The 21,679-nt window shown below is 38.1% G+C and carries 18 protein-coding genes; 2 read left to right on the top strand and 16 right to left on the bottom strand.

The window, feature by feature from the left end; genetic code table 11:
* Window positions 1-98 precede the first annotated feature (98 nt).
* The 11 genes from JOD28_RS00280 to JOD28_RS00230 all read right to left on the bottom strand — a co-directional run bounded on the left by JOD28_RS00280 (window position 99) and on the right by JOD28_RS00230 (window position 13,979).
* Window positions 99-731: a glycoside hydrolase family 73 protein gene (locus JOD28_RS00280; protein WP_204768927.1), complete on the bottom strand. Its 633-nt coding sequence runs from the start codon at window positions 729-731 to the stop codon at window positions 99-101.
* The gene (gene cydC, locus JOD28_RS00275; protein ID WP_204768926.1) at window positions 732-2,459 is read right to left on the bottom strand and encodes a thiol reductant ABC exporter subunit CydC; all 1,728 of its coding nucleotides are present in this window, start codon (window positions 2,457-2,459) and stop codon (window positions 732-734) included.
* Complete coding sequence (cydD, locus tag JOD28_RS00270; protein WP_204768925.1) at window positions 2,459-4,177, bottom strand: thiol reductant ABC exporter subunit CydD; 1,719 nt, start codon at window positions 4,175-4,177, stop codon at window positions 2,459-2,461. Before cydD ends, cydC begins: the two co-directional genes overlap by 1 nt.
* Window positions 4,178-4,274: 97 nt before the next feature.
* The gene (cydB, locus tag JOD28_RS00265) at window positions 4,275-5,288 is read right to left on the bottom strand and encodes a cytochrome d ubiquinol oxidase subunit II (protein WP_204768924.1); all 1,014 of its coding nucleotides are present in this window, start codon (window positions 5,286-5,288) and stop codon (window positions 4,275-4,277) included.
* The gene (locus tag JOD28_RS00260; protein WP_204768923.1) at window positions 5,288-6,760 is read right to left on the bottom strand and encodes a cytochrome ubiquinol oxidase subunit I; all 1,473 of its coding nucleotides are present in this window, start codon (window positions 6,758-6,760) and stop codon (window positions 5,288-5,290) included. The genes cydB and JOD28_RS00260 overlap by 1 nt, the downstream gene beginning before the upstream one ends.
* Window positions 6,761-6,958: 198 nt before the next feature.
* On the bottom strand, window positions 6,959-7,255 hold the full coding sequence (locus JOD28_RS00255; RefSeq protein ID WP_013102675.1) for a DUF1292 domain-containing protein: 297 nt from the start codon (window positions 7,253-7,255) through the stop codon (window positions 6,959-6,961).
* 140 nt (window positions 7,256-7,395) lie between these two features.
* Window positions 7,396-7,827: a Holliday junction resolvase RuvX gene (gene ruvX / locus JOD28_RS00250; protein WP_204768922.1), complete on the bottom strand. Its 432-nt coding sequence runs from the start codon at window positions 7,825-7,827 to the stop codon at window positions 7,396-7,398.
* A complete protein-coding gene (locus JOD28_RS00245; RefSeq protein ID WP_013102677.1) occupies window positions 7,827-8,078 on the bottom strand; it encodes an IreB family regulatory phosphoprotein in 252 nt (83 codons plus the stop codon). Before JOD28_RS00245 ends, ruvX begins: the two co-directional genes overlap by 1 nt.
* 132 nt (window positions 8,079-8,210) lie before the next feature.
* A complete protein-coding gene (alaS, locus tag JOD28_RS00240) occupies window positions 8,211-10,892 on the bottom strand; it encodes an alanine--tRNA ligase (RefSeq protein ID WP_204768921.1) in 2,682 nt (893 codons plus the stop codon).
* Window positions 10,893-11,146: 254 nt separating this feature from the next.
* Window positions 11,147-12,481: an aspartate aminotransferase family protein gene (locus tag JOD28_RS00235; protein ID WP_204768920.1), complete on the bottom strand. Its 1,335-nt coding sequence runs from the start codon at window positions 12,479-12,481 to the stop codon at window positions 11,147-11,149.
* Window positions 12,482-12,545: 64 nt separating this feature from the next.
* On the bottom strand, window positions 12,546-13,979 hold the full coding sequence (locus JOD28_RS00230; protein ID WP_204768919.1) for an APC family permease: 1,434 nt from the start codon (window positions 13,977-13,979) through the stop codon (window positions 12,546-12,548).
* Window positions 13,980-14,482: 503 nt separating this feature from the next.
* Here JOD28_RS00230 and JOD28_RS00225 point away from each other — a divergent pair.
* Complete coding sequence (locus JOD28_RS00225; protein ID WP_204768918.1) at window positions 14,483-14,995, top strand: DoxX family membrane protein; 513 nt, start codon at window positions 14,483-14,485, stop codon at window positions 14,993-14,995.
* Window positions 14,996-15,184: 189 nt separating this feature from the next.
* On the opposite strand, the gene JOD28_RS00220 is transcribed toward JOD28_RS00225, so the two are convergent.
* From JOD28_RS00220 to gnd, 3 genes are all read right to left on the bottom strand, one after another.
* Entirely contained in the window at window positions 15,185-16,567 is a 1,383-nt protein-coding gene (locus JOD28_RS00220; RefSeq protein WP_204768917.1) for a gluconate:H+ symporter, read from the bottom strand.
* A gap of 61 nt (window positions 16,568-16,628) precedes the next feature.
* Window positions 16,629-18,167, bottom strand: coding sequence for a gluconokinase (gene gntK, locus JOD28_RS00215; protein WP_204768916.1), 1,539 nt, complete (start codon window positions 18,165-18,167; stop codon window positions 16,629-16,631).
* A gap of 106 nt (window positions 18,168-18,273) precedes the next feature.
* Complete coding sequence (gnd, locus tag JOD28_RS00210; protein ID WP_204768915.1) at window positions 18,274-19,182, bottom strand: phosphogluconate dehydrogenase (NAD(+)-dependent, decarboxylating); 909 nt, start codon at window positions 19,180-19,182, stop codon at window positions 18,274-18,276.
* Between the two features lie 215 nt (window positions 19,183-19,397).
* Between gnd and JOD28_RS00205 the strand changes: the two genes are divergently transcribed.
* Entirely contained in the window at window positions 19,398-20,249 is an 852-nt protein-coding gene (locus JOD28_RS00205) for a MurR/RpiR family transcriptional regulator (protein WP_204768914.1), read from the top strand.
* Window positions 20,250-20,304: 55 nt separating this feature from the next.
* Here JOD28_RS00205 and udk read toward each other — a convergent pair whose 3' ends face one another.
* Both udk and budA read right to left on the bottom strand, forming a co-directional pair.
* Complete coding sequence (gene udk, locus JOD28_RS00200) at window positions 20,305-20,946, bottom strand: uridine kinase (protein WP_204768913.1); 642 nt, start codon at window positions 20,944-20,946, stop codon at window positions 20,305-20,307.
* A 1-nt stretch (window position 20,947) separates the two neighbouring features.
* Complete coding sequence (gene budA, locus JOD28_RS00195; RefSeq protein ID WP_204769279.1) at window positions 20,948-21,661, bottom strand: acetolactate decarboxylase; 714 nt, start codon at window positions 21,659-21,661, stop codon at window positions 20,948-20,950.
* Between the last annotated feature and the right edge of the window lie 18 nt (window positions 21,662-21,679).

The following is a 21,679-nucleotide window of genomic DNA, read 5'->3' as shown; positions in this document are numbered from 1 at the left end:
TGTACTCCTAAAGTGTAAATTACGCTCTTATTATTATAACAGATTTCATCACGAACATCAGTTCGTAAGACACAAAAAAAGAGCGAAAATCAACTCGCTCATTTTTGTGGTATATCAAATCGAGACAAGTGCCACTCTTCAATAATTGCAATCAACTTCTTAGCATATGTTGGGTCTGTTGCATACCCATCTTTTGTCAAAGCTACTGCTGCGGTTTGATAATCCTTAGCTTTTAAAACATGTTGATACTGCGCAGAATTCCAGCTTGTCCCATGATACAACAATTCCGCATGTGCCTTCATACTTTCTTGCCAAGAATTATAAGCAGCAAAACGTCCTTGGATAGTTACCCACTGGCCATTTTCAAATTCTTGAGTTGGCAACACAACACTTTTTTGATTCTTATCTGCTTTAATACCATATAAATTATTGTATTGTGTCGACAAAGTTGACGTGTGCCAATCAGATTCCAAAATAGCTTGTGAAATACTAATCGACGCAATGACACCATACTTCTCTTGCATTTCTCTTGCATATGGTGCTAACTGATTAATCCAAGCCACCTTTTGTTGATCTACCTGACCGCTTGCTGGTGATTGTTGTCGATCAAAGATTAAAGTATGCGACCAAAAAGTAGCGACAATTGCTATAACGACAATACTACTGACCCATAGCCACAAATTTAATTTAATTAACTTTTTTTTAGTTCGTCTTTTTTTTCTTTTTGCCATTTAGTGAAAATCATCCATTGCTAATAATTTCTGGAAATGCGTTGACGTTGTTCGTAATTTTTCTGGTGTATCACTTAAAATAAAGTGCCCTTCTGACAAAAAATAAGCGTGATTCACCTCATCAATACCTGTTAGGTGATGGGTCACCCATATAATTGTACGATTTTGTAACACTTTAAAGATTTGTCGTAGCACTTGATGTTCGGTTTTAGGATCTAAACCTACCGTTGGTTCATCTAGAATAACAATCGGCGCATTTTGTAACAGAATACGTGCTAGTGCGAAACGTTGTTGTTCTCCGCCTGAAAAACGCGCGCCAGCTTCCTGCATCTTAGTATGATACTTTTCTGGCAAACTATCAATTAGTGGTTGTAATCCAGCTTGTGTTATTGCTGCCTTTACCTGATCGTCAGTCGCACCAATATTACCCATTCGCACATTATTTAAAATCGTTGTATCAAATAAATACGATTGCTGATCTAATACTGCTATGAATTTTGATAAATTTTGTTTTAAAGATTGTACGGATTCATTACCAATTGTAACATGTCCAGACTCTGGTACGATATCACCTGCTATCAATTTTAACAATGTGGTTTTACCCGAACCAGAACGTCCTAATATGGCAACCTTTTCACCTGCTTTGACAACTAAATCTAGTTGACTAATAATAACCTTATCACCATATTTAAATGTCACATTATTTAATACTATTGTTGGTGTTTTAATGGTCTTTGGCGTAGTCACTTCTGCTTCAGGGACTGGCAATTCATTTAAACGCGTCATGCTGTCTTCATAGAATGATGCCTCACTAACGCCTTGATTCACACCCAAAAAACTATCAACTAAAGGAAAAATAGCCAGAACAAATGCTGCAATAAAATTAACCGCCATGCGACTCTCAGCAAATTGAGTACCCGCCCAAATCGTTGTACTCACTACCAAAATTAATACAAGTATTTGTATCCAAAAATCACGCCACCAACCAAACTTCATACTTGTTCTTTTGGTATTAGCTAAATCTGCCATTACCTGTCCCTGATAAGCTATGAGATCTTGTTGACGACCAGATAACACCCAATCTTGTAAACCAAGCACAGCATCTGTTGCTTCAGTGTATAACTGAGATTGTAGTTGTTTCTGCTTTTTAACACGCGTCCGATTTGCAAAAAAGCTCACAATTGGTACGACAATCATAATAACTGATAACATCATCATCCACCATAACATAAATAACCAGTTCACCACACCAATACCAACACTAACAAACAAATATAAAATCATCCCCGCGCCAAGTGGAAATAACGTTCGCAAGTATAGATTTTGAAGGCGGTCAAGATCGTCTGCTAGTAAACTAAGCACCTCACCTGTTTGCAAGCGACTGCGAATATTACTCGCCGTACTTGCGACGCTTTCATACAAGCGTCGACGTGATTTTGAGACAAATCGTAACACCCAATTATGCGAAACTAATCGCTGGGCATATCGAAAAACAGGGCGAGCAATACCAAAACCTCTTGTTAACACAATTGGTACATAAATCATTAAAACATTTTCTGGTCGCTGTGCTGCGCGAGATATTAAATATCCTGAAACAAACATTAATGATCCAGCAGCTAAAATTGTCAAAAAACTTAATACAATTGACCAAAAAAGACCTGATTTTTGCGATTTTAAAAAAGGGACGACCCAGCTATCCCGTCTTAATAATTGTCTAACTTTATTCATCATTTGCCTCCTAGTTCATAACGCAACCGGTTTAATTGGCTATTGACATCTGCTAATAATAAACGTGGCTCCCCTTGTTCAACAACTTCACCTTGACGTAGCACAAGGACATAATCCATTTGGTCTAGCCAGTGCAAACGATGCGTGGCAAAGAATACTAAATGTGAGGCCAAAATAGGGGCCATTGCCTGCTTCAAATCATATTCTGTTTCAATGTCTAAGTGGGCCGTTGGTTCGTCAAACAATAAAATTTTTCGTTGATTATCTAATAACATTCTGGCTAAGGTAATCCGTTGTGCCTGTCCACCAGAAACCTGCCGACCACTTTCGCCAATCATACTATCTAAACCATCAGGTAATTCATCAACGAGCGCCGATAATCCCGCGTTCTTAATAGCATCCATCACCTCATTTTCGCTCGCATTTTGTGCATAAAATTTAATGTTTTCACGCAAGGTATTATGAAAAATATAGGGTTGCTGTGGCATATAAAAAAATTGCTTTTGCCAATCCGCCTGTGCTAAATGTGGTAATTTCTGGTGATTAATCATAATTTGCCCATCATCTGCTGTTAAAAAACCACCGATAATATTCAGTAAAGTAGATTTACCTGAACCACTTTCACCAACCAAAGCAATTTTTTGATACCCTTTTGCTTGTACTGTTATATTTTTTAACACTGGCTGCTGATCATAAGAAAAATTAATATTATTTAAAATCAGTTGGCTATCAGATTGCCATGTTGTTAATTGTAATACCGCTTGATTTGAAACATTTGGTTCCTCAATCATAGCTAAAACATCCGTTAAAGCATTCTTTCCGTTCAAAGTCGCATGATAATCATCAGAAAAATTACGCAACGGTAAAAAATACTCGGGTGCTAAAATCAATATTGTTAGCGCTGGTAATAACATCATATGACCGTTAAGTAAATCAAATCCTAGAAAAACAGCGACAACGGCAATTGACAATGTCGTAAAAAAGTCTAATGCAAACGTTGATGTCATGGCAATTTTCAGTGTTCGCATGGTCGTTTTGCGGTAATCTTCAGAGATTTGATAGATTTCATCACTATAGGTTTCTGCTAATCCAAGTTGCTTCAAAGTTGGTAACCCACGCAAAGCATCAACAAAACGATTATTCAAATTTTTAAAATTCGCAAATTCTGCATCGGCTTTGCTTTGTGCAGCTAACCCTAAAATAATAAAAAATATAATAACAACTGGAAAAATTAATAACAAAAATAAACCTTGTTCCCATTTAATATAAAAAATGTAGGCTAACACCAACCATGGGATAATACTTAAATCAAATACTTTAATCAGTAACAGTTGAAAATAATTTTTAACATTATCCAACCCAGCGCCAAGCGTCGTGACAGCATTTCCAGTCCCTTGCTTAGCAACGACTGTTGATCCTAACGCCGTATACTTTTCTAATAGTTGGACACGATAATTTTCAACCGCTTTATCTGCATAACCAGCCATATATTGGTTTTTAAACACAACCAATAATTGCCGCACAATAAAAGCTAACCCAAACCAAACGATGTTGCTCAGCGTTATTTCGATTGACTGACCTCGCCATAAATCAACGATTGCACGCGACATAAATACACTTTGTGCGATTATGGTGAGTCCTTGAATGCCAGTCATAAACACTAAGACCATTAGCGTGCCAATAATACCTTTAAGTTTAAAAAGTCTTTTATCTATCATGTCAATTATCTCCACATAGTACACGAACAATTACTGATGTCACTCACGTTTAAAATAAAAAACGCCTACATACAATTGTAAACGTTTTTCTAAAAAATTACTCTATGACTTTATGCGACACAATTCGTTTACGGAATACCCAGAAACTCCAAATTTGATAAACCAAAGTAACAGGCAAGGCGAGAAGTACAACGATGGTCATCACTTTCAACGTGTAAGCCGAAGATGATGCCGTTATCACTGTCAAACTGTGTAGCGGATTATTGGCAACCATCACACGTGGAAATAGGCCAACAAATAAGAGCACAACAACTGCCATCAAAGCAAAACCAGATAAAATAAATGGTACCGTCTCTTGTTGTTTTTTAATAGCCAAAAACCAACCAATTAATGTTGTTACAACCAAAATGACTAACAACGCGAGTATCTGTATTGCTTTTGTTTGTATAAAATCAGTATAAAAGTACAATAATACAGCAAACAGCGCTTCACCAGCCAACAATACTGGATAAAGATACTTCAATTGCACCAAAGCACGTTCTCGCAACTGACCATCAATGCGCAAACGCGTATAATTCAAACCGTGGACATAACTCATCAACGACACAGCAACACCACCAACCAATGTGAATGGTGTAACGTAATCAAAGAAGCCAGCTGATAAATTACCACGCGCATCAATTGGTGTGCCTGATACCATGGCTGTAAAAATCATACCTAAGAAAAATGGTACTAAAAACGATGTTAGCGCAATGAGATTTTCCCAAACGTGTGTTCCTTGAATGGTCGGCATATGCTCACGAAATTCAAATGCAACACCACGATAAATTAACGACAATAACACAATAAATAGCATTAAGTAAAAGCCTGAGAAAAGTGAGGCATACCAAAATGGAAATGCCGCAAACATTGTTCCACCAGCGGAAACTAACCACACCTCATTTGCATCCCAGTTAGGACCAATAGCTTGATACAAGGCCTCACGATCTTTTTGATCACGTGCATTAAAAACAAACTGCATACCAATACCAAAATCAAATCCTTCTAAAAAGAAAAATCCAGCCCACAACGTACCAACAATGACAAACCATACAACTTCTAATGTAGACATTATGCCTCACCTCCCTTTGCTAATTGGCTATAAGGATCACTCGGTGATGACTGTTCTTCTTCTTCAGCGTATGGTCCAGCCTGTAGCACACGACGCGCTAACCAAACCATAATACCGCCAATCGTTGCAAACGTCAAAAAATACACAATATTAGAAATCAAGAGTGACGCGACTGAAACATTTGGCGATACCGCATCGCTAATTGGCATTAAGCCATAAACGACCCATGGGTAACGACCAAGTTCGGTAACTAACCAACCAGCAGTATTGATGACAAATGGTACATAAATGGCAATACCCATTATCCATAAAAACCAGCGTTGCGTTAAAATAAGCGTCGTTTTTTTACGATTCATCCATAGGGCAACAAGGGCAAGCATCAGTAACCCACCTGCTCCCACAGCCATAACACGAAAGGCATAAAACAGTGTATTTTCTGGTACATAGTAATCTTTTATGTCACTATGTGTTTTACCGTATTTTTTTTGAAATTCTTTTTCAAGTTCTGATGTACCAACGGTGTTACCACCTGTTAATGAATGATTACCCAATATTGAAAGAACATATGGAATTTCAACTTTTGCAATCACTTTATGTGTCTTAGGGTTTGTGACAGAAATAAGTGACCATGGTTGTGCTTTATCTTTTCGCTTAGATGAATCGATTGTTTTGTCAACCCCCTCCATCGCAGCATATTTCATTGGCTGCATTGACTGCAATTCAAATGCATGTCTATCGCCACTAGCTAATGCACCCGCAACACCGATAATACCAATTACTAATGCAATATTAATTGATTTTCGGAAAAAAATAATTTGAGAATCACCTTTTTTTAACTTTAATAATTTAAAGGCAGACATACCAGCTACTAAGAATCCAGCTGTAACAAGCGTACCTGTCACAACGTGAGGAAATTGAACCCATAATTGTTGGTTCTTAATTAACGCACCAAAGCTGACTAATTGGGCGCGTCCCAAATGGTTATCTATTGCATAACCAACCGGATTTTGCATAAAAGCGTTAGCCGCTAAAATCCATAATGCCGAAATGCCTGAACCAATTGTGGTTATCCAAATAAACAATACATGAATGCCCGGTTTAAAGCGATCCCATGTAAATGACCATAACCCAATGAACGTTGACTCCGCAAAAAAAGCAACCAAAGCTTCAATCGCCAATAACGAACCGAATATATCACCAACATAGCGTGAATATTCAGACCAGTTCATCCCAAATTGAAATTCTTGAATAAGTCCCGTTACGACACCAACAGCGAAACTTAACAAGAATATTTTACCCCAAAATTGCGCCATTTTCTTATAGACATCATCTTTTTTAATGACATACATTGTTTCCATGACTGAAACCACAACACCTAATCCGATTGACATCGGAACAAAGAAGAAGTGAAAAATCGTCGTCATAGCAAACTGAAAACGTGCTAAATCTAGGATACCTACTAATGTAACCATACCATATACTCCTCCAAACTTTTATCAGCAGCCTTATTATCACCATGAGGTGGTCGTTTACAGCTGATCAAAAGTTTTAACTATTAAAGACAGTGAGGTAAACACCTGTATCATCTCCATTATCTAGTTTATCACTTGATAAACTATTAAGTTGTTAAATTTTTGTAACAAAAAAAACGCATCGCGCGTTTTTAATGATTATTCAAAGTTAGCATCATCTTCTAAAAACGTATTAAGTACTTCCTCAACCATATCCCATTCTTTTTCGTCTTCGATTTGGATCAGGTCTTCTTCAGTTGCGTCGCCGTTTTCATCAGGATTAAAGATATAAGCTTGAATATCAACTTCTTCATCGTCCTCAACACCTTCTGGTATGAGCAAAATGTAATCCTTGCTATATTCTTCAGAATGGAATGTAAACAATATTTCATATAAAGTTTCATCACCATTTTCGTCAACTAGCGTAATGTTTTGTATTTCTTCTTGATTTGCCATATTTAATAAAACGTGTGCACAGTATAATTGTTAGTTTTAACAATGTTCTAGCCAAATAACTGCCACTCGTATTCCCTTCAAAGTTAATAATTCTATTATAACGTAAAAATAACGTTTCGTCATTGAAACGTTATTTTTAACTACTTTGCTAATTTACCATTGGCGTCTAAATAATTTTGCAAAATAAATTCAGCCGCAATTTTGTCAATCACCAACTTGCGCTTTTTGCGTGATACATTGGCTTCTTCAATTAACATCCGTTCAGCTTGCACAGTCGTTAACCGTTCATCCTGAAAATCAGTAGGTAAATTAAATTTGTCCTGAACCATTTTAGCGTAAAGACGTGAAGCCTCCGCACGCGGTCCTTCGGAATTATTCATGTTTTTGGGTAACCCAAGAACAATACCTTTAGCTTGCTTGTCTTTAATGATTTCACCAAGACGTTCCAAACCAAATTCTTTTTCATCTTCGTTGATTCGGATTATTTCAACACCTTGTGCTGTCCATCCCATCGGGTCACTGACTGCAACACCAACTGTCCGACTACCAACATCTAATCCTAATATTCGCATTATTTTTTTAAATAAGCGCGCACAAGTTCTTCAATAATCTCGTCTCGTTCATGACGTTTAATCAAATTTCTGGCATCGTTAAGACGTGGTATATAGGCAGGATCTCCAGACATTAAATATCCAACAATTTGATTAATCGGATTATAACCTTTTTCTTCTAAGGCTTTATAAACAATTTCTAATGTATCATGAATATCTTTTGGCATTTGATTGCCAAAATCAAATATCGCTGTTTCATCTCCTACTGTCATCGCACACGCTCCTTTCTCTAGAAATTTCAAATTCAAATTAAGTACAAGTTGTTAAAAACCATCACTAAGTTTATTTTACCTAATTATTATAACCATAACATCACAATTAAGTAAAGAAAATGACATTTTACCTTAAATTTCTGCTAAGAAATCAGCCACACTCGCAAATGCAGCATCAATACCAGCTGGATTTTTACCACCAGCTTGTGCCATATCGGGCCGGCCGCCGCCGCCACCACCAACTTTTGGTGCAATCACTTTAATGAGGTCGCCAGCCTTGATACCATTAGCATTAGCTTCAGGTGATGCGGCCACAATGAGGTTAACTTTGCCATCAACAACAGCCGCCAAAACTAAGACCTCAGATGGCTTAGTTTCTTTCCAATTATCAGCCACTTGTCTTAAGCCATCCATACCAGAAACTTGTAATTTAGCTGTAATATATGAATGTCCATTACGCGTCTCAACATGATTAAATACATCATCAGCTGCCGCGTTCGCTAGCTGCTTTTCTAGTGACTCAATCATATGTTGTGCTACTTTGAGTTCTGCCTGTAAATCAGTCACCTTTGTTGGTACGTCAGTTAGCTTCTGCGCCTTTACTGTGTTGGCAATTTCTTTTAATGCTTTTTCTTCTGATTTGTATAACGCCAAAGCTTGTAGCCCGGTCACGGCTTCAATACGGCGAATACCAGCCCCAATACCAGATTCAGAAACTATTTTAAACAAACCGAGCTCTGCGGTAGCATTAACATGTGTCCCACCATCAAATTCCTTATTGAAATTACCGATTGAAACAACACGCACTAATTCACCATACTTCTCCCCGAAAACAGCGACCGCACCCATTTTTTTAGCAGTCTCAATATCAGTTTCTAGCCATGAAACTGGCAAGTTTTTGGCTATTTCTGCATTGATTAAAGACTCAATTTTATCTAAATCAGCATCAGAAACTGGACCTTCATGTGTAAAATCAAAACGCAAATAGTTCGGCTCAACTAACGAACCTGCCTGATGAATATCACCACCAATAACATTGCGCAGCGATTGATCCAACATATGTGTGGCCGTATGATTTTTAGATACAGCGGTATGGCGTGCCATATCAACATGAAGATTAACTTTATCTCCTAATTTGAAATCAGACAAAACCTCTACTGTATGAATATGTTGACCATTTGGTGCGTTCTGGACATCAATAACTTTTCCAATTAACGTGTGTGCTTCATCTACAATATCACCAAAATCGGCGACTTGTCCACCCATTTCAGCATAAAATGGTGTAAGATCAAATACTATCTGTAGTTGACTATTTGCAACTGCTGTATGAAGTAGGGCGTCAATTCCTGTCTGATCCTGACCAATAATAGCAACAACTTCTGCACCATCAACAGCAGTCTCTGACCAACCAACATATTTTGAAGAGACTTTGAGATCTGTCAATACCGCGTTTTGCACACCCATTGACTTATCAGTTGAGCGCGCTGCACGTGCACGTGTACGTTGCGCTTGTAATGCCTCATTAAAGCCGTCAACGTCGACAGTCAAACCGGCATCAGAAGCTTGTTCTTGTGTTAATTCTAGTGGGAAACCATACGTATCAGATAATTTGAAAGCAACAGCACCAGAAAGTTGTGTTTTACCAGCTTTTTTAACATCAGCAATAACCGTATTTAGCAGTGCAAGGCCACCTGTTAATGTCGCATTAAAACGTTTTTCCTCAGTGGCGACCGTTTTTTGAATTTTAGCCGTATTTTCCGAAATTTCTGGATAATAGCTTTTCATAATTTCGCCCACAATAGGCACCAACGTCGTCAAAAATTCCCCCTGAATACCTAACTTTTGACCATGCAACACCGCTCGACGTAATAATCTTCTGATCACATAGCCACGTCCTTCATTTGAAGGTAAAGCGCCGTCACCAATAGCAAATGTAATTGCCCGAATATGGTCAGCAATCACCTTGAAGCTTGTATTGGTCTCTGAGTCCTTACTGCTATCGTATTCAAAATCATTAGATAATTCAGCCGTTGCCTGAATAATCGGCAAGAATAAATCTGTATCAAAGTTTGTCCGACCATTTTGAAAAACAGAAACCAGCCGTTCCAGCCCCATACCAGTATCAATATTTTTGTGTGGTAATTCTGGGTATTGTGAATTATCAGTTAAACCAGGCAAATGGTTAAATTGAGAAAAAACAATATTCCAAATTTCTAAATAACGTTCATTTTCACCACCAGGATACATTTCCGGATCGTTATCAGGTAAATCTTGAAACGATCGTCCACGATCAAAGAAAATTTCTGAATCCGGTCCTGAAGGTCCCTCGCCAATATCCCAAAAATTGTCTTCTACTTCATAAATATGATCATTTGAAATATCAGTTTTTTCTTGCCAAATTTTTTTGGCTTCTTGATCCTTTGGGTAAACCGTTACGTACAATAGTTCCTTATCCAAGCCGTACCATTCTGGGCTAGTTAGTAGTTCCCATGCCCAAGGAATAACGTCCTCTTTAAAGTAATCTCCAATAGAAAAATTACCCATCATTTCAAACAACGTATGATGACGAGCCGTCTTTCCAACATTTTCGATATCATTAGTTCGTATGGCCTTCTGTGCATTGGTAATTCTTGGATTATTTGGTATAACTGAACCATCGAAATACTTTTTCAAGGTTGCTACACCAGAATTAATCCACAATAACGTTGGATCGTCTTGTGGAATAAGATTTTTAGAAGGGACAATTTCATGACCCTTTGAAGCAAAAAAATCTAAAAACATTTGACGTACTTCTGCAGAACTAAATTCTTTCATTGATTTATTCTCCCTGATTTAATTATAAAAAGACCAAAACAAAATGCGGACGTGTTACCGTGGTGCCACCGCAATTTGTAATGATCTGTCATCTTTACCTTCATAGCTCATAACGCTGAGTCGCGGCAACTTTTTAGTCACAATATGATCTGGGAGCGCAAAATTAATACCGTGTGTTTTACATTAACCAACACATTTCTGATGATCAGGCTCAAAACTTTGTATATCCAGATTTCTTAAATTATTATAGCACATTACCAACCAATATGATTATCAGTTTCTGGTAATGACAGATTTCCTGCAGCCAATTCAGTAAATGCTTGAGTCAATATTTTGAAGGATTGGGTTAATTGTTCTTCTGTGATAACCAATGGTGGCTGAAAACGTAATGTATTCCCACGTAAACTAATCATTATTGCGCCAAGTTCAAAAATACGATAAATTAATTTTGTCGTTGCTTGATTATCCGGCTTGCCATGTTCATCAATAATATCAATGCCGCCATTTAAACCATAGATACGAACATCCCCAATAAACCAATAACTGCGCGCTGCCTGTTCAAAAAAGTCTCGCGCTAATTCACCTAGTTTTTTGGAACGTGCAACCAAATTTTCTTCTGCTATAACGTCCAGTGTGGCCATCGCTGCAGCTGCTGTTACTGGATTTCCAGCAGTTGTATAAACATTAGCCGGTGCAGACAAGCTCGACATTATCTCGGTGCGACCAACAACTGCACTCAGTGGTAACCCACTTGCAAGTGATTTACCGATGCTCATCATGTCAGGTGCAATACCAAAATGATCAATTGACCACAATTTTCCAGTCCGTCCCAATCCTTGATTAACTTCATCGACTGCGAACACAATACCATGTTTTCTTGTAAATTCATAAATCAGTGACATATATTTTTGTGGTGCTTTGATGATACCACCGTCCCCTTGAATGGGTTCGATAATCACTAATGCCACTTCATCTGCTGGTAAATAGGTCTCAAACGGCAATTTGAATTGCTTAAACAAGCGCTCTGAAAAAGCGTCATCACTCTCGCCAGCTTCTCGCTGGGTTTGGTCTGGAAATGGTACTTTTATCGTATTTGGCAATAACGGGCCAATTTTCCGAGTCATATTTAAACTGACACCAGAGATAGAAATTGCACCATAGGTTGAGCCATGATAAGCACCTGTAAAACTCACAACATATGATCGACCAGTATAACCACGTGCGAATTTAATAATCGCATCATTAGCGTCTGACCCTGAATTACCAAAAACAACTTGCTTTTTAAAATTACCCGGTGTGATATCCACCAAACGTTTTGCTAATGATGCAGTCACTGGATTAGCAAAATAGGCCGGCGTATACTGAATTAATTTTTTAGCTTGATTTGAAATGGCCGCAACAACTTTCGGGTGTGAATGCCCAATATTAGTTGCACTAGCACTTGCTAATAAATCAATATAATCAGTTCCGTCAGCATCAGTAATAATAGCGCCTTGTCCATGATCAATCACAATATCAAAATATTTAACGCGTGTTGCATCTGCTAAGTTGATTTTCTCTTCGTCTAAAATTTTTTTATTTTCTGACATGTATAACGTCCTCGCATTTAAATTTATGTACAATAAAAGCCCTGTTGAATCAGGACTTTTTGTTTCATTCTTTTTGAGATAATTTACTGTGTTTAGATCCATAAATGGCATAGATAATAAGGCCAAGTACGAACCAACCAAAAGCATACATTTTTGCTTGGTTATCTAATTCATAGAAAATAAATCCAGAACCCAAAGCTGCCAATGCTGGCATCACTGGGTAAAATGGCATTTTAAATCCTGGTTCCTGAATATCCTTCCCTTCACGGGGACGTAATGCATAAATTCCAAGTGACACAATGATAAAGGCAATCAATGTACCAGCAGAAATTAAACCGGCTAATTCAGTAAAGCTAAAGACTGAGCCAATTAGAATAGCAATGACGGACAATACTAACAAGGCATTGTTAGGCAACCCTTTATCATTCACTTTTCCTAAGAAACTTGGAAGCAAACCGTCTCGTCCAAACGCATACAACAACCTTGAACCTGCAAGCATCATACCAATAATGGCTGTAAACATACCAATTAAGGCAACGACTGACAATAGGTTAGAAGTAAATTCATGGCCCGAATGCAATAATGCCCATGCGGCCGGCGCAGCATTACCTGCATATTTTGAATAATGGAACATACCAACCAAAACAAGCGAAACTGTCACGAAAAGGATCGTTGCAACAATCAAAGACCCAATGATACCACGCGGCATCGTCTTTTTTGGATCTTTCGCTTCAGCTGAGCTAGCAGCAATTGAATCAAAGCCAATATAAGCTAAGAATATTTGTGAAGCTCCGGTAAATATACCAGACCATCCACCAAACTCCGTCCCTGGTTTGTGTGCGGGAATGAATGGCACGTAGTTACCTGGGTGGATAGCGGTTAAGCCAACACCAATGAAAATCAAAATAACCAATACTTTACCAACAACCAACACATTTTCAACGCGCGCTGTTGTATTTGTGCCACGCCATAATAATACAGCCACAATTAAAACAGCAAACAACGAAGCGATATCAATGACACCACCGTGTCCTGCAGCAAATGAACCTGCCAATGCTGGCGGAAGGACTAAATTATGTGAGCCCAGAAATAATTTAAAGTTTGCTGACCAGCCGGACGCGACAAAGGCAACGGCGATAAAATATTCAGCTAAAAGTGCCCATCCAGCAATCCAACCAAAGACCTCTCCAAAAACGACATTGGCCCAAGAATAGGCAGAACCTGCAAATGGCAACGCTGAAGCAAATTCAGCGTAGGCAAAAGCAGCTAGCCCTGAAACAACAGCAGCAATAACAAACGAAATTGCCACTGCGGGTCCAGCATGGTTTGCCGCCACGATACCTGGTAACGTGAAAATGGCGGTTGACACGATTGTCCCAATACCCAAGGCTAACATTTCTTTAACACCTAACGTTTTACGTAGATGTCGATCACTCGATATAAAACTAGCAGGTGTTGCCTTATGTAACCACCCAGTTTTTGTTTTTGATTCTGACATATGCTTATCCCTTCGACTCTATAAAACTTACTTTAATATATTAACATTTTCTAATTTTATTGTCAATGTTTCCCATAAATTAAGAAGATATGCCCATCAAATTTTTATTTTTGTTAAGTTTTAGTAATAAAAGTAGTCGACCCAACGACGTCAAAAATATGTCTTGCTTGTACTATTTCATCTACAATAGCACATTAAATTCGTAAAATTATTCTGACCCCTATCACTATATAAACCTAACATGCCTAGATCATGCGATATTCAACAACTACCATACTGAGTTTTTCTAATCATAATACCAAGTAACTGGGAATCTTAGTATTAGGATTGATTGAGGCCAACTTTCCTGATATTTCACACCATATTTATCAATTAGAAATGCCTTTTTATGACTGTTAAATCGCTAAAAAACAAATTGTTTGACAATTCACAAATTGCCCTGTATACTTACTAATTGTAATAGATATTACGTACAGAAATTGTAAATATTAGGAGAAAATATTATGATTCAATGGTTACGCAATTCAAAAATTGCAATGTGGATTTTGACAATCCTACGTGTCTATCTAGGTTATCAGTGGACAATTGATGGCTGGAATAAAATTACAGCCAAAGGCGGATTTGATGCATCTGACTTGATTATAGGTGCTATTAAAAACCCCGTGTTGACACCGGAAAAAACACCCGCTTTTCCTTGGTATGATTGGTTCTTAAATGTCGCAACCAACCATGGTCAATCAACAGCAGCATTTTCATTCTTGGTATCTTGGGGTGAATTATTAGTTGGGTTAGGCCTGTTATTTGGGACATTAACTTTGGCAGCGGCTTTCTTTGGTCTCGTGATGAACTTTTCATACCTTGGCGCTGGTGTCGTATCCGTGAACCCCACTTTTATTTTTATCGGTGCGTTGTTGCTGATTGGTGGCTACAACTCAGGTAAAATTGGTTTAGATCATTGGGTGACACCATTCCTACGTTCTAAGATACCTTTTTTGCAAAATGATATTAAGCTTTAAACATCGTCATGTTTTGCATAGTAACTTTATAATTAAAAAACCAGTGATTATTTTCTTCAAATAATCACTGGTTTTTTTCTGTTTTATGTCCCTAACTATTAACTATTTACAAGCAACATGATTTTTTTAACAATGTGAAAATATCCCAAAAGTCCTTTAACTTTCAAGGTAAAACACTAGTTGTTTATGTCAAGCAAATACAGCTGTTAATATCAAAATAATAATTAAGCCAGTGACAGAAATAATTGTTTCCAAAACGGTCCAAATTTGAAATGTTTGTTTTACAGTTAAATCAAAGAATTCTTTAAAAATCCAAAATCCTGCATCATTGACATGAGATGCTATTAACGAACCAGCCCCAATTGCTAAGGCAACAAACACTGGTAATAAGGTATTCCCCGGGTTAGCAGCTAAAATTCCTGTCACAATACCAGCTGCAGTCATACCTGCTACAGTGGCTGATCCAACTGAAATTCTCAGGATCGCAGCAACGGCCCAGGCAAACAAAACAATGGCAATCGGACTCATTGCACCACCAGACTGGAAAGTCGATGCAATCTTATCAGACAAACCAGAGGTTACCAGCACACCACGCAAAGCGCCACCACCACCGACAATCAATAAAATACCGGCGACTGATGTCATGCCTGCATTCAACGATTTGCTGACTTCAGTCATAGACTTGTGTTGCCAAATACCCATTGTAAATATGGCAAATATTAGCGCAATTGTCATAGCAACTGCGGGATTAGCAGCAAATTCAATAATTTGATCCAATAATGTTGGATTTTTAGGCGTAACACCCCCTGTATAAATCAATTTATAAATAGTAGCAATAATCATAAATATCAATGGAAATACTGAAGTCAGTACAGATAACCCAAAGTTAGGTGTTGTCTTTAAATCATATTCCTTAACTGGTCCAACAGCAGCAATTTCAGTTTTAAACTGAAATGCATCTGGTGCATATTTTTGTGCAAGCTTCGTAAACAATGGTCCTGCAACAACTGCTGTGATAATTGATACAATCAAGCCAAATATTAGCATCATACCAATATTTGCACCTAAAGCAGAAGCCACTGCTGTTGGTGCTGGCTGTGGGGGCAAAAATCCCTGAGCTGACGAGAGTGCTGCCGTCATTGAAACACCTAAGTACAACAATGGTACGCCAGATTCAATAGCGACGGCAAATACGATTGGTATCAACAAGACCATGCCAACACCAAAAATCATCGAAATACCAATAATAAATGATGCAATCAACACGGCCCATTGTAGCCGTTTAACACCAAACCAATCAATCAGCGTCTTGGCTATACGATATGAACCACCCGCATCAGCAACCAAGCGGCCGATCATACCGCCAAAAATAAAGATAACTGAATTTGGTCCTAATATATTTCCAACTCCTTGAGAACCAAGAACGGCATCAGGAATTGACATTGGCTTCATACCCAGCAATAATGCCAAGATGAAAGCAGTAATAATTAACGAAACGAACGTATTTAATTTAAACTTTGCTATGAGAAGCAATAAAATCAAAATTGATACGATCAACATGACGAATTCCATGTGATTTATGTAACGCGTCTCTTTACTACGCGTTTTCTCCTAAATTAATTTTTTAAACGAATTACTTTGTATGTTTCCGTTGATAATTGGCAATATTTTCATATTCTGTTTGTAATTGACGAGACAACCGAATAAATATCGGTGCTAATTCTCGATAAGCTTCAAAATTTTCAGGTAAAGGTTGATAAGTATTCGAAGAACCGATATATTTTGAAATATCATATAAATTATCAATTTTACCTAAGGCCTTTTGAGCAACAATAACAGCCGCCAACGAGCCAGATTCAAACGCTTCTGGTACAGTAACTGGTTGTTCAAAAATATCAGCAAACATTTGGCGCCATAGTGGCGAACGGGCAAATCCGCCCGTTGCTTGAATAGAATGTAGCTCTCCAACCACTTCTTCCAAAGCTAGGCTAACCATATAAACATTAAAGGTAATGCCTTCAAGCACTGAACGCAACATATGAGCCCTTGTGTGACCATGATTTAACCCGAAAAACGAACCGCGCGCATTAGCATCCCAAATTGGTGCACGCTCGCCGCCTAAGTAGGGATGAAAAATGAGACCTGCAGACCCTGCAGGAACACGTGAAGCAATTTGTGTCATCAAATCATAAGCATCTGTTCCCAGTAATGCGGCTGTTGATTTTTCAGCATCAAACATATTATCACGCGCCCAACGGAAGACATCCCCACCATTGTTAACTGGTCCACCAACAACCCAGTGTGTCTTGTCTAAAGCGTAGGTGAACGTACGTCCCTTTGGGTCAATTACTGGTTTATCAGAAACAACACGAATAGCACCTGACGTACCAATTGTAATTGCTGCAACGCCTGGTTTTACAGCATTAACGCCCAAATTAGATAATGGACCGTCACCAGCACCGTAAACAAACGGTGTATCACTAGGTAAACCAATTGCTGTGGCATATTCAGCAACCATTTGGGTTTCATACTCATATGGCTCAACTGGTTTTGGTAACTGTTCGCGACTAATACCAGTTACCTCTAGCGCTTGATCATCCCAATCAAGATTAAAGATATTAAATAAACCAGTGCCAGAGGCTAATGAAATATCCATTTTATTGGCATTAAACAAACGATGGAACAAATATTCTTTAATGCCTAGGTAATGTGCCGCTTTGTTATAAATATCAGCATGTTCGGCCTTAAGCCACAATAATTTTGACAATGGTGCCATCGGATGAATTGGTGTCCCTGTTTTTTTATAAATCTCATGTCCGAGACCTGATGCCTTTAACGCTTCCGTATACTTTACGGCACGTGTGTCAGCCCAAGTAATGACACGCGTTAATGGCTGCCAGTTGGCATCAAAAGCAATAAGTGAGTGCATTGCTGATGAGAACGACACGGCAGCCAGTGTATCTCCTGACTTAAAATTAATTTGACCGACAACTTCATGTAAGGCATCTATTAGGGCGTCAAAAATTTCTGTTAAATCTTCTTCAGCCATATCTGGTAAATCACGATATAACGGGTAAGCCTTGTTAGCAGTTGTGACAACCTGATTTTGGTCGTTAAATAAAACTGCTTTTGTTGATGTCGTTCCTAAATCTACACCAATCATGTATTCCATATTTTTACCTCAACTCCTTGCTAACCGTTGGACAATATTCACTCAATACAGAAAAAGCTCCCTTACGGGAGCTTCTGTTCAAACATTGAACAGTTTTTTAATATTATTATTTAGCAGAATCCATTGCATGTCCACCAAAGCCATTACGCAATGCTGAAACAACTTTACCTGTAAATGTATCATCTTGCAATGAACGATAACGCATTGCTAATGACAAGTAAATCACTGGTGCTGGCACTTCTAAGTCCAATGATTCTTGAACTGTCCACTTACCTTCACCAGATGAATGCATACGACCAGCGATAGCATCCAAATGTGGATCCTTAGCAAACTGTTCTTCAGCCAATTCCATCAACCATGAACGGATAACTGATCCGTGGTTCCACAACTTTGAAACAGCTTCATAGTCGTAGTCGAATTGAGAAGCTTCTAATACTTCGAAACCTTCAGCAATTGCTTGCATCATACCATATTCGATACCGTTGTGAACCATCTTCAAATAATGACCTGATCCCAAACGACCTGTGTACAAGTAACCATCTTGTTCAGCAATTGATTCAAACAATGGTTCGATAATCTTCCAAGATTCAGCATCATCGCCACCAATCATGAAGTTACCGCCATTGCGGGCACCATTCATACCACCAGATGTACCGGCATCAAAGAACTTGATACCTGCAGCAGTTGTACGCTTGTTTTGCTCCAAGTTGTCTTTATAGTTAGAGTTACCACCATCAATAATGATGTCGCCCTTGTCCATCTTTTCAATCAACGTGTCAATTGTTGAGTTGGTTGGTACACCAGCTGGTACCATTACCCAAACAGCTTTTGGTGAAGGCAACTTTGCTAACATATCATCGATGTCTGATGCGCTCTCGATTGATGATGAATAATCAGTTGCTGCCTTAACGAAATCAGCATTCAAATCAAATGCAACAACTTCGTGACCGTTATCAACAGCGTTTTTTACCAAGTTCAAGCCCATCTTACCAAGGCCGATCATCGCAAACTTCATGGTTTACTTACCTCTTATGTTTTTTGTATTTGTATTACTCTTTAATTATATGAAAATTTTTTACATATTGCAACCCCGTTATTGTAAAAAGTTTTCTAATCTTGTATAGTTAGTATATTAATATGACAACATTTAATATCTATATCTTATAATATCATTATTTTGTCGTGTTCTGATCTCGTAACATTATCAATATAATATAGAAAGTGCATCTTATGGCTCGTGACATTATTGCGCAACTGCGCGCCCAAAAAAAACAATTTAATCGTACCGAAAACAAACTAATTGATTATGTAATCAATGACACAAAACGCGCACGAGAATCAACCATTCAAGAGCTGTCTATTGGTTCCGGCGTTTCTACAGCTACCATTTCTCGTTTTGCTAAAAAAATTGGCTTTGATTCTTTTCGCGATTTTTCAGTCGCTTTAGCAAGTGCATCGTCAACAACTAATACCGTTGGCTTTTTTGGCGAAATTACTGATGATGATGATGTCAAAGCAATTGGTCAGAAAGTGTTTGCGGGGGCAACTAATGCCTTAAACGCTACGGTTAATAACTTGACTGCTGACTCACTTGACAAAGCAAGTCATTATTTGATTGCTGCTAACCGGGTTGGTTTTTTTGGTATAGGCGGCTCTTCTCTAGTGGCTTTTAATGCTTACCACAAATTTTTACGTACACCATTAGATGTCATTGCTCATCCAGATTATGATATTCAGCTAATGCAGGCAGTTAAACTTAACCATAATGATACTGCTGTTGTCATTTCACATTCTGGCCGTAACAAAGATACTTTGCTAATTGCTAAAAAACTCAGAGAAAACGGTGTTAAAATTATTGCAATCACCTCTTTTGCTGACGCACCGTTGGCAAAAATTGCTGATCTTGTTTTATTATCCCTTGCTGAAGAAATTAATTTTCGTAGTGAATCTATGAGTTCTTTAATTGCACAAATCACAATAATTGATACACTATTTACTATAGTTGGTTCACAGTTGTCACAAAAAACGCAGCATGTTGTTGATACTATGCGTAATGTCATTGAAGAAACCCGTTCACATTAAAACGCCTTGCTAAAGATTAGCAAGGCGTTTTATCTTTGATTCATAACATCTGATTTCAAAGTGTTTTATTTTTTTTAAGCATTGCTTTGGCTTGATTGGTGAGCATATCAATTGCTACAAGGTTTTCACCACCTTCTGGCACAATAATGTTAGCATAACGCTTAGTTGGTTCCACAAACTGATGATACATCGGTTTCACAGTTGCTAAATACTGTTCAATAACACCACGTACAGTTCGGCCACGCTCATCAATATCACGTTCCAAACGTCGTAAAAAACGAATGTCATCATCAGTATCAACAAATATTTTCATATCAAGCATATCACGTACTCGTTCGTCATTAAATAACAAAACACCATCAACGATTAAAACATCGGCTGGATCAACATGCTCAACCTCTTTAGAACGAGTATGGTTCTCATAATCATATATTGGTTTATTAATCGTCTCATAGCGTAACAGGCGGCGCAAATCTGAAACAAATAAATCAGTCTCAAATGAATCAGGATGATCATAATTCGTCAAGACACGCTCAGACATTGGCTTGTCAGATTGTTCTTTGTAATACGAATCTTGCTGTAACAGGATGGCAGACGAGCCATCTTCTGTTAAGCGACGTACAAGTTCACGACTAACGGTTGTTTTCCCTGAACCTGATCCACCGGTAATACCGATAACTAATGGTTTTTGCACCATTCTACTCTTTCCTTCCTTCGCTGGCTTTAATGCCCGACGACAACCCATCCAAATCAAGTAACATATCACGGAAGTCCGCATTCTCAATTGGTAAGTGTTGAATAAAATCATCAAATAATTGCAAGGTGCCAGCTACTTCTGTTGCAGAAAAATCTAAAACATGTCCAGCAAATTTTTTGTCATCTGACAAAAAATGTACATGCCAGCCAGCAGCAGTTGGTCCATTGAAGATTTCCGGTGCAAAATATCCAACCAAGGTACCAGCTACATCATCTCTATGAAATTCAGGTTGGTTCTTTGATACGTCTAATAAACTCGGAAATGGTACTGTTTGTTTAGCCACTACACGCGTGTGAACATGCGAAAAAGTACCATGAAACTTAATTGCTGCAAAAATATTACGTAATTGCGATTGTTCTAATTTTTCACTTAACGTGCCAAAATCCACCTCTGAAAAAGGTAAAGTTTGTGTTGGTTCATCAAAATGTACAGAAACAAATGGCAATAATACATTTTGATCCGTAACTTGAACGACTTGACCGTTACTTAAGGCTTGGTAAACTTTACCGTCCAAAATAATACCTTCCCCATTCAAGCCTTCAAAAGTACCAATACCAGTATCACCATGTTGCAGCAGTTCAGCAACTGAAGCTGTTCCTTGCATCTGTTTTCCCATTAACATTGCTAACGTACCGTGTTGATATAAACTACTCATCGTTTTATATTTACGTGT

This window comes from Leuconostoc rapi (assembly GCF_016908715.1).
GTDB lineage: Bacteria > Bacillota > Bacilli > Lactobacillales > Lactobacillaceae > Leuconostoc > Leuconostoc rapi.
This window is presented reverse-complemented; position numbering and strand designations above follow the sequence as displayed.

Bases quoted from the DNA above. Each gene is read 5' to 3' on its own strand.
- cydB (WP_204768924.1), bottom strand. From the start codon at position 5,288: ATGTCTACATTAGAAGTTGTATGGTTTGTCATTGTTGGTACGTTGTGG.
- JOD28_RS00235 (WP_204768920.1), bottom strand. From the start codon at position 12,481: ATGTCAGAAAATAAAAAAATTTTAGACGAAGAGAAAATCAACTTAGCA.
- udk (WP_204768913.1), bottom strand. From the start codon at position 20,946: ATGGTGCAAAAACCATTAGTTATCGGTATTACCGGTGGATCAGGTTCA.
- JOD28_RS00255 (WP_013102675.1), bottom strand. From the start codon at position 7,255: ATGGCAAATCAAGAAGAAATACAAAACATTACGCTAGTTGACGAAAAT.
- JOD28_RS00230 (WP_204768919.1), bottom strand. From the start codon at position 13,979: ATGTCAGAATCAAAAACAAAAACTGGGTGGTTACATAAGGCAACACCT.
- JOD28_RS00205 (WP_204768914.1), top strand. From the start codon at position 19,398: ATGGCTCGTGACATTATTGCGCAACTGCGCGCCCAAAAAAAACAATTT.
- JOD28_RS00280 (WP_204768927.1), bottom strand. From the start codon at position 731: ATGGCAAAAAGAAAAAAAAGACGAACTAAAAAAAAGTTAATTAAATTA.
- budA (WP_204769279.1), bottom strand. From the start codon at position 21,661: ATGAGTAGTTTATATCAACACGGTACGTTAGCAATGTTAATGGGAAAA.
- JOD28_RS00260 (WP_204768923.1), bottom strand. From the start codon at position 6,760: ATGGTTACATTAGTAGGTATCCTAGATTTAGCACGTTTTCAGTTTGCT.
- JOD28_RS00245 (WP_013102677.1), bottom strand. From the start codon at position 8,078: ATGACAGTAGGAGATGAAACAGCGATATTTGATTTTGGCAATCAAATG.
- alaS (WP_204768921.1), bottom strand. From the start codon at position 10,892: ATGAAAGAATTTAGTTCTGCAGAAGTACGTCAAATGTTTTTAGATTTT.
- cydC (WP_204768926.1), bottom strand. From the start codon at position 2,459: ATGAATAAAGTTAGACAATTATTAAGACGGGATAGCTGGGTCGTCCCT.
- cydD (WP_204768925.1), bottom strand. From the start codon at position 4,177: ATGATAGATAAAAGACTTTTTAAACTTAAAGGTATTATTGGCACGCTA.
- JOD28_RS00225 (WP_204768918.1), top strand. From the start codon at position 14,483: ATGATTCAATGGTTACGCAATTCAAAAATTGCAATGTGGATTTTGACA.
- gnd (WP_204768915.1), bottom strand. From the start codon at position 19,182: ATGAAGTTTGCGATGATCGGCCTTGGTAAGATGGGCTTGAACTTGGTA.
- JOD28_RS00220 (WP_204768917.1), bottom strand. From the start codon at position 16,567: ATGGAATTCGTCATGTTGATCGTATCAATTTTGATTTTATTGCTTCTC.
- ruvX (WP_204768922.1), bottom strand. From the start codon at position 7,827: ATGCGAATATTAGGATTAGATGTTGGTAGTCGGACAGTTGGTGTTGCA.
- gntK (WP_204768916.1), bottom strand. From the start codon at position 18,167: ATGGAATACATGATTGGTGTAGATTTAGGAACGACATCAACAAAAGCA.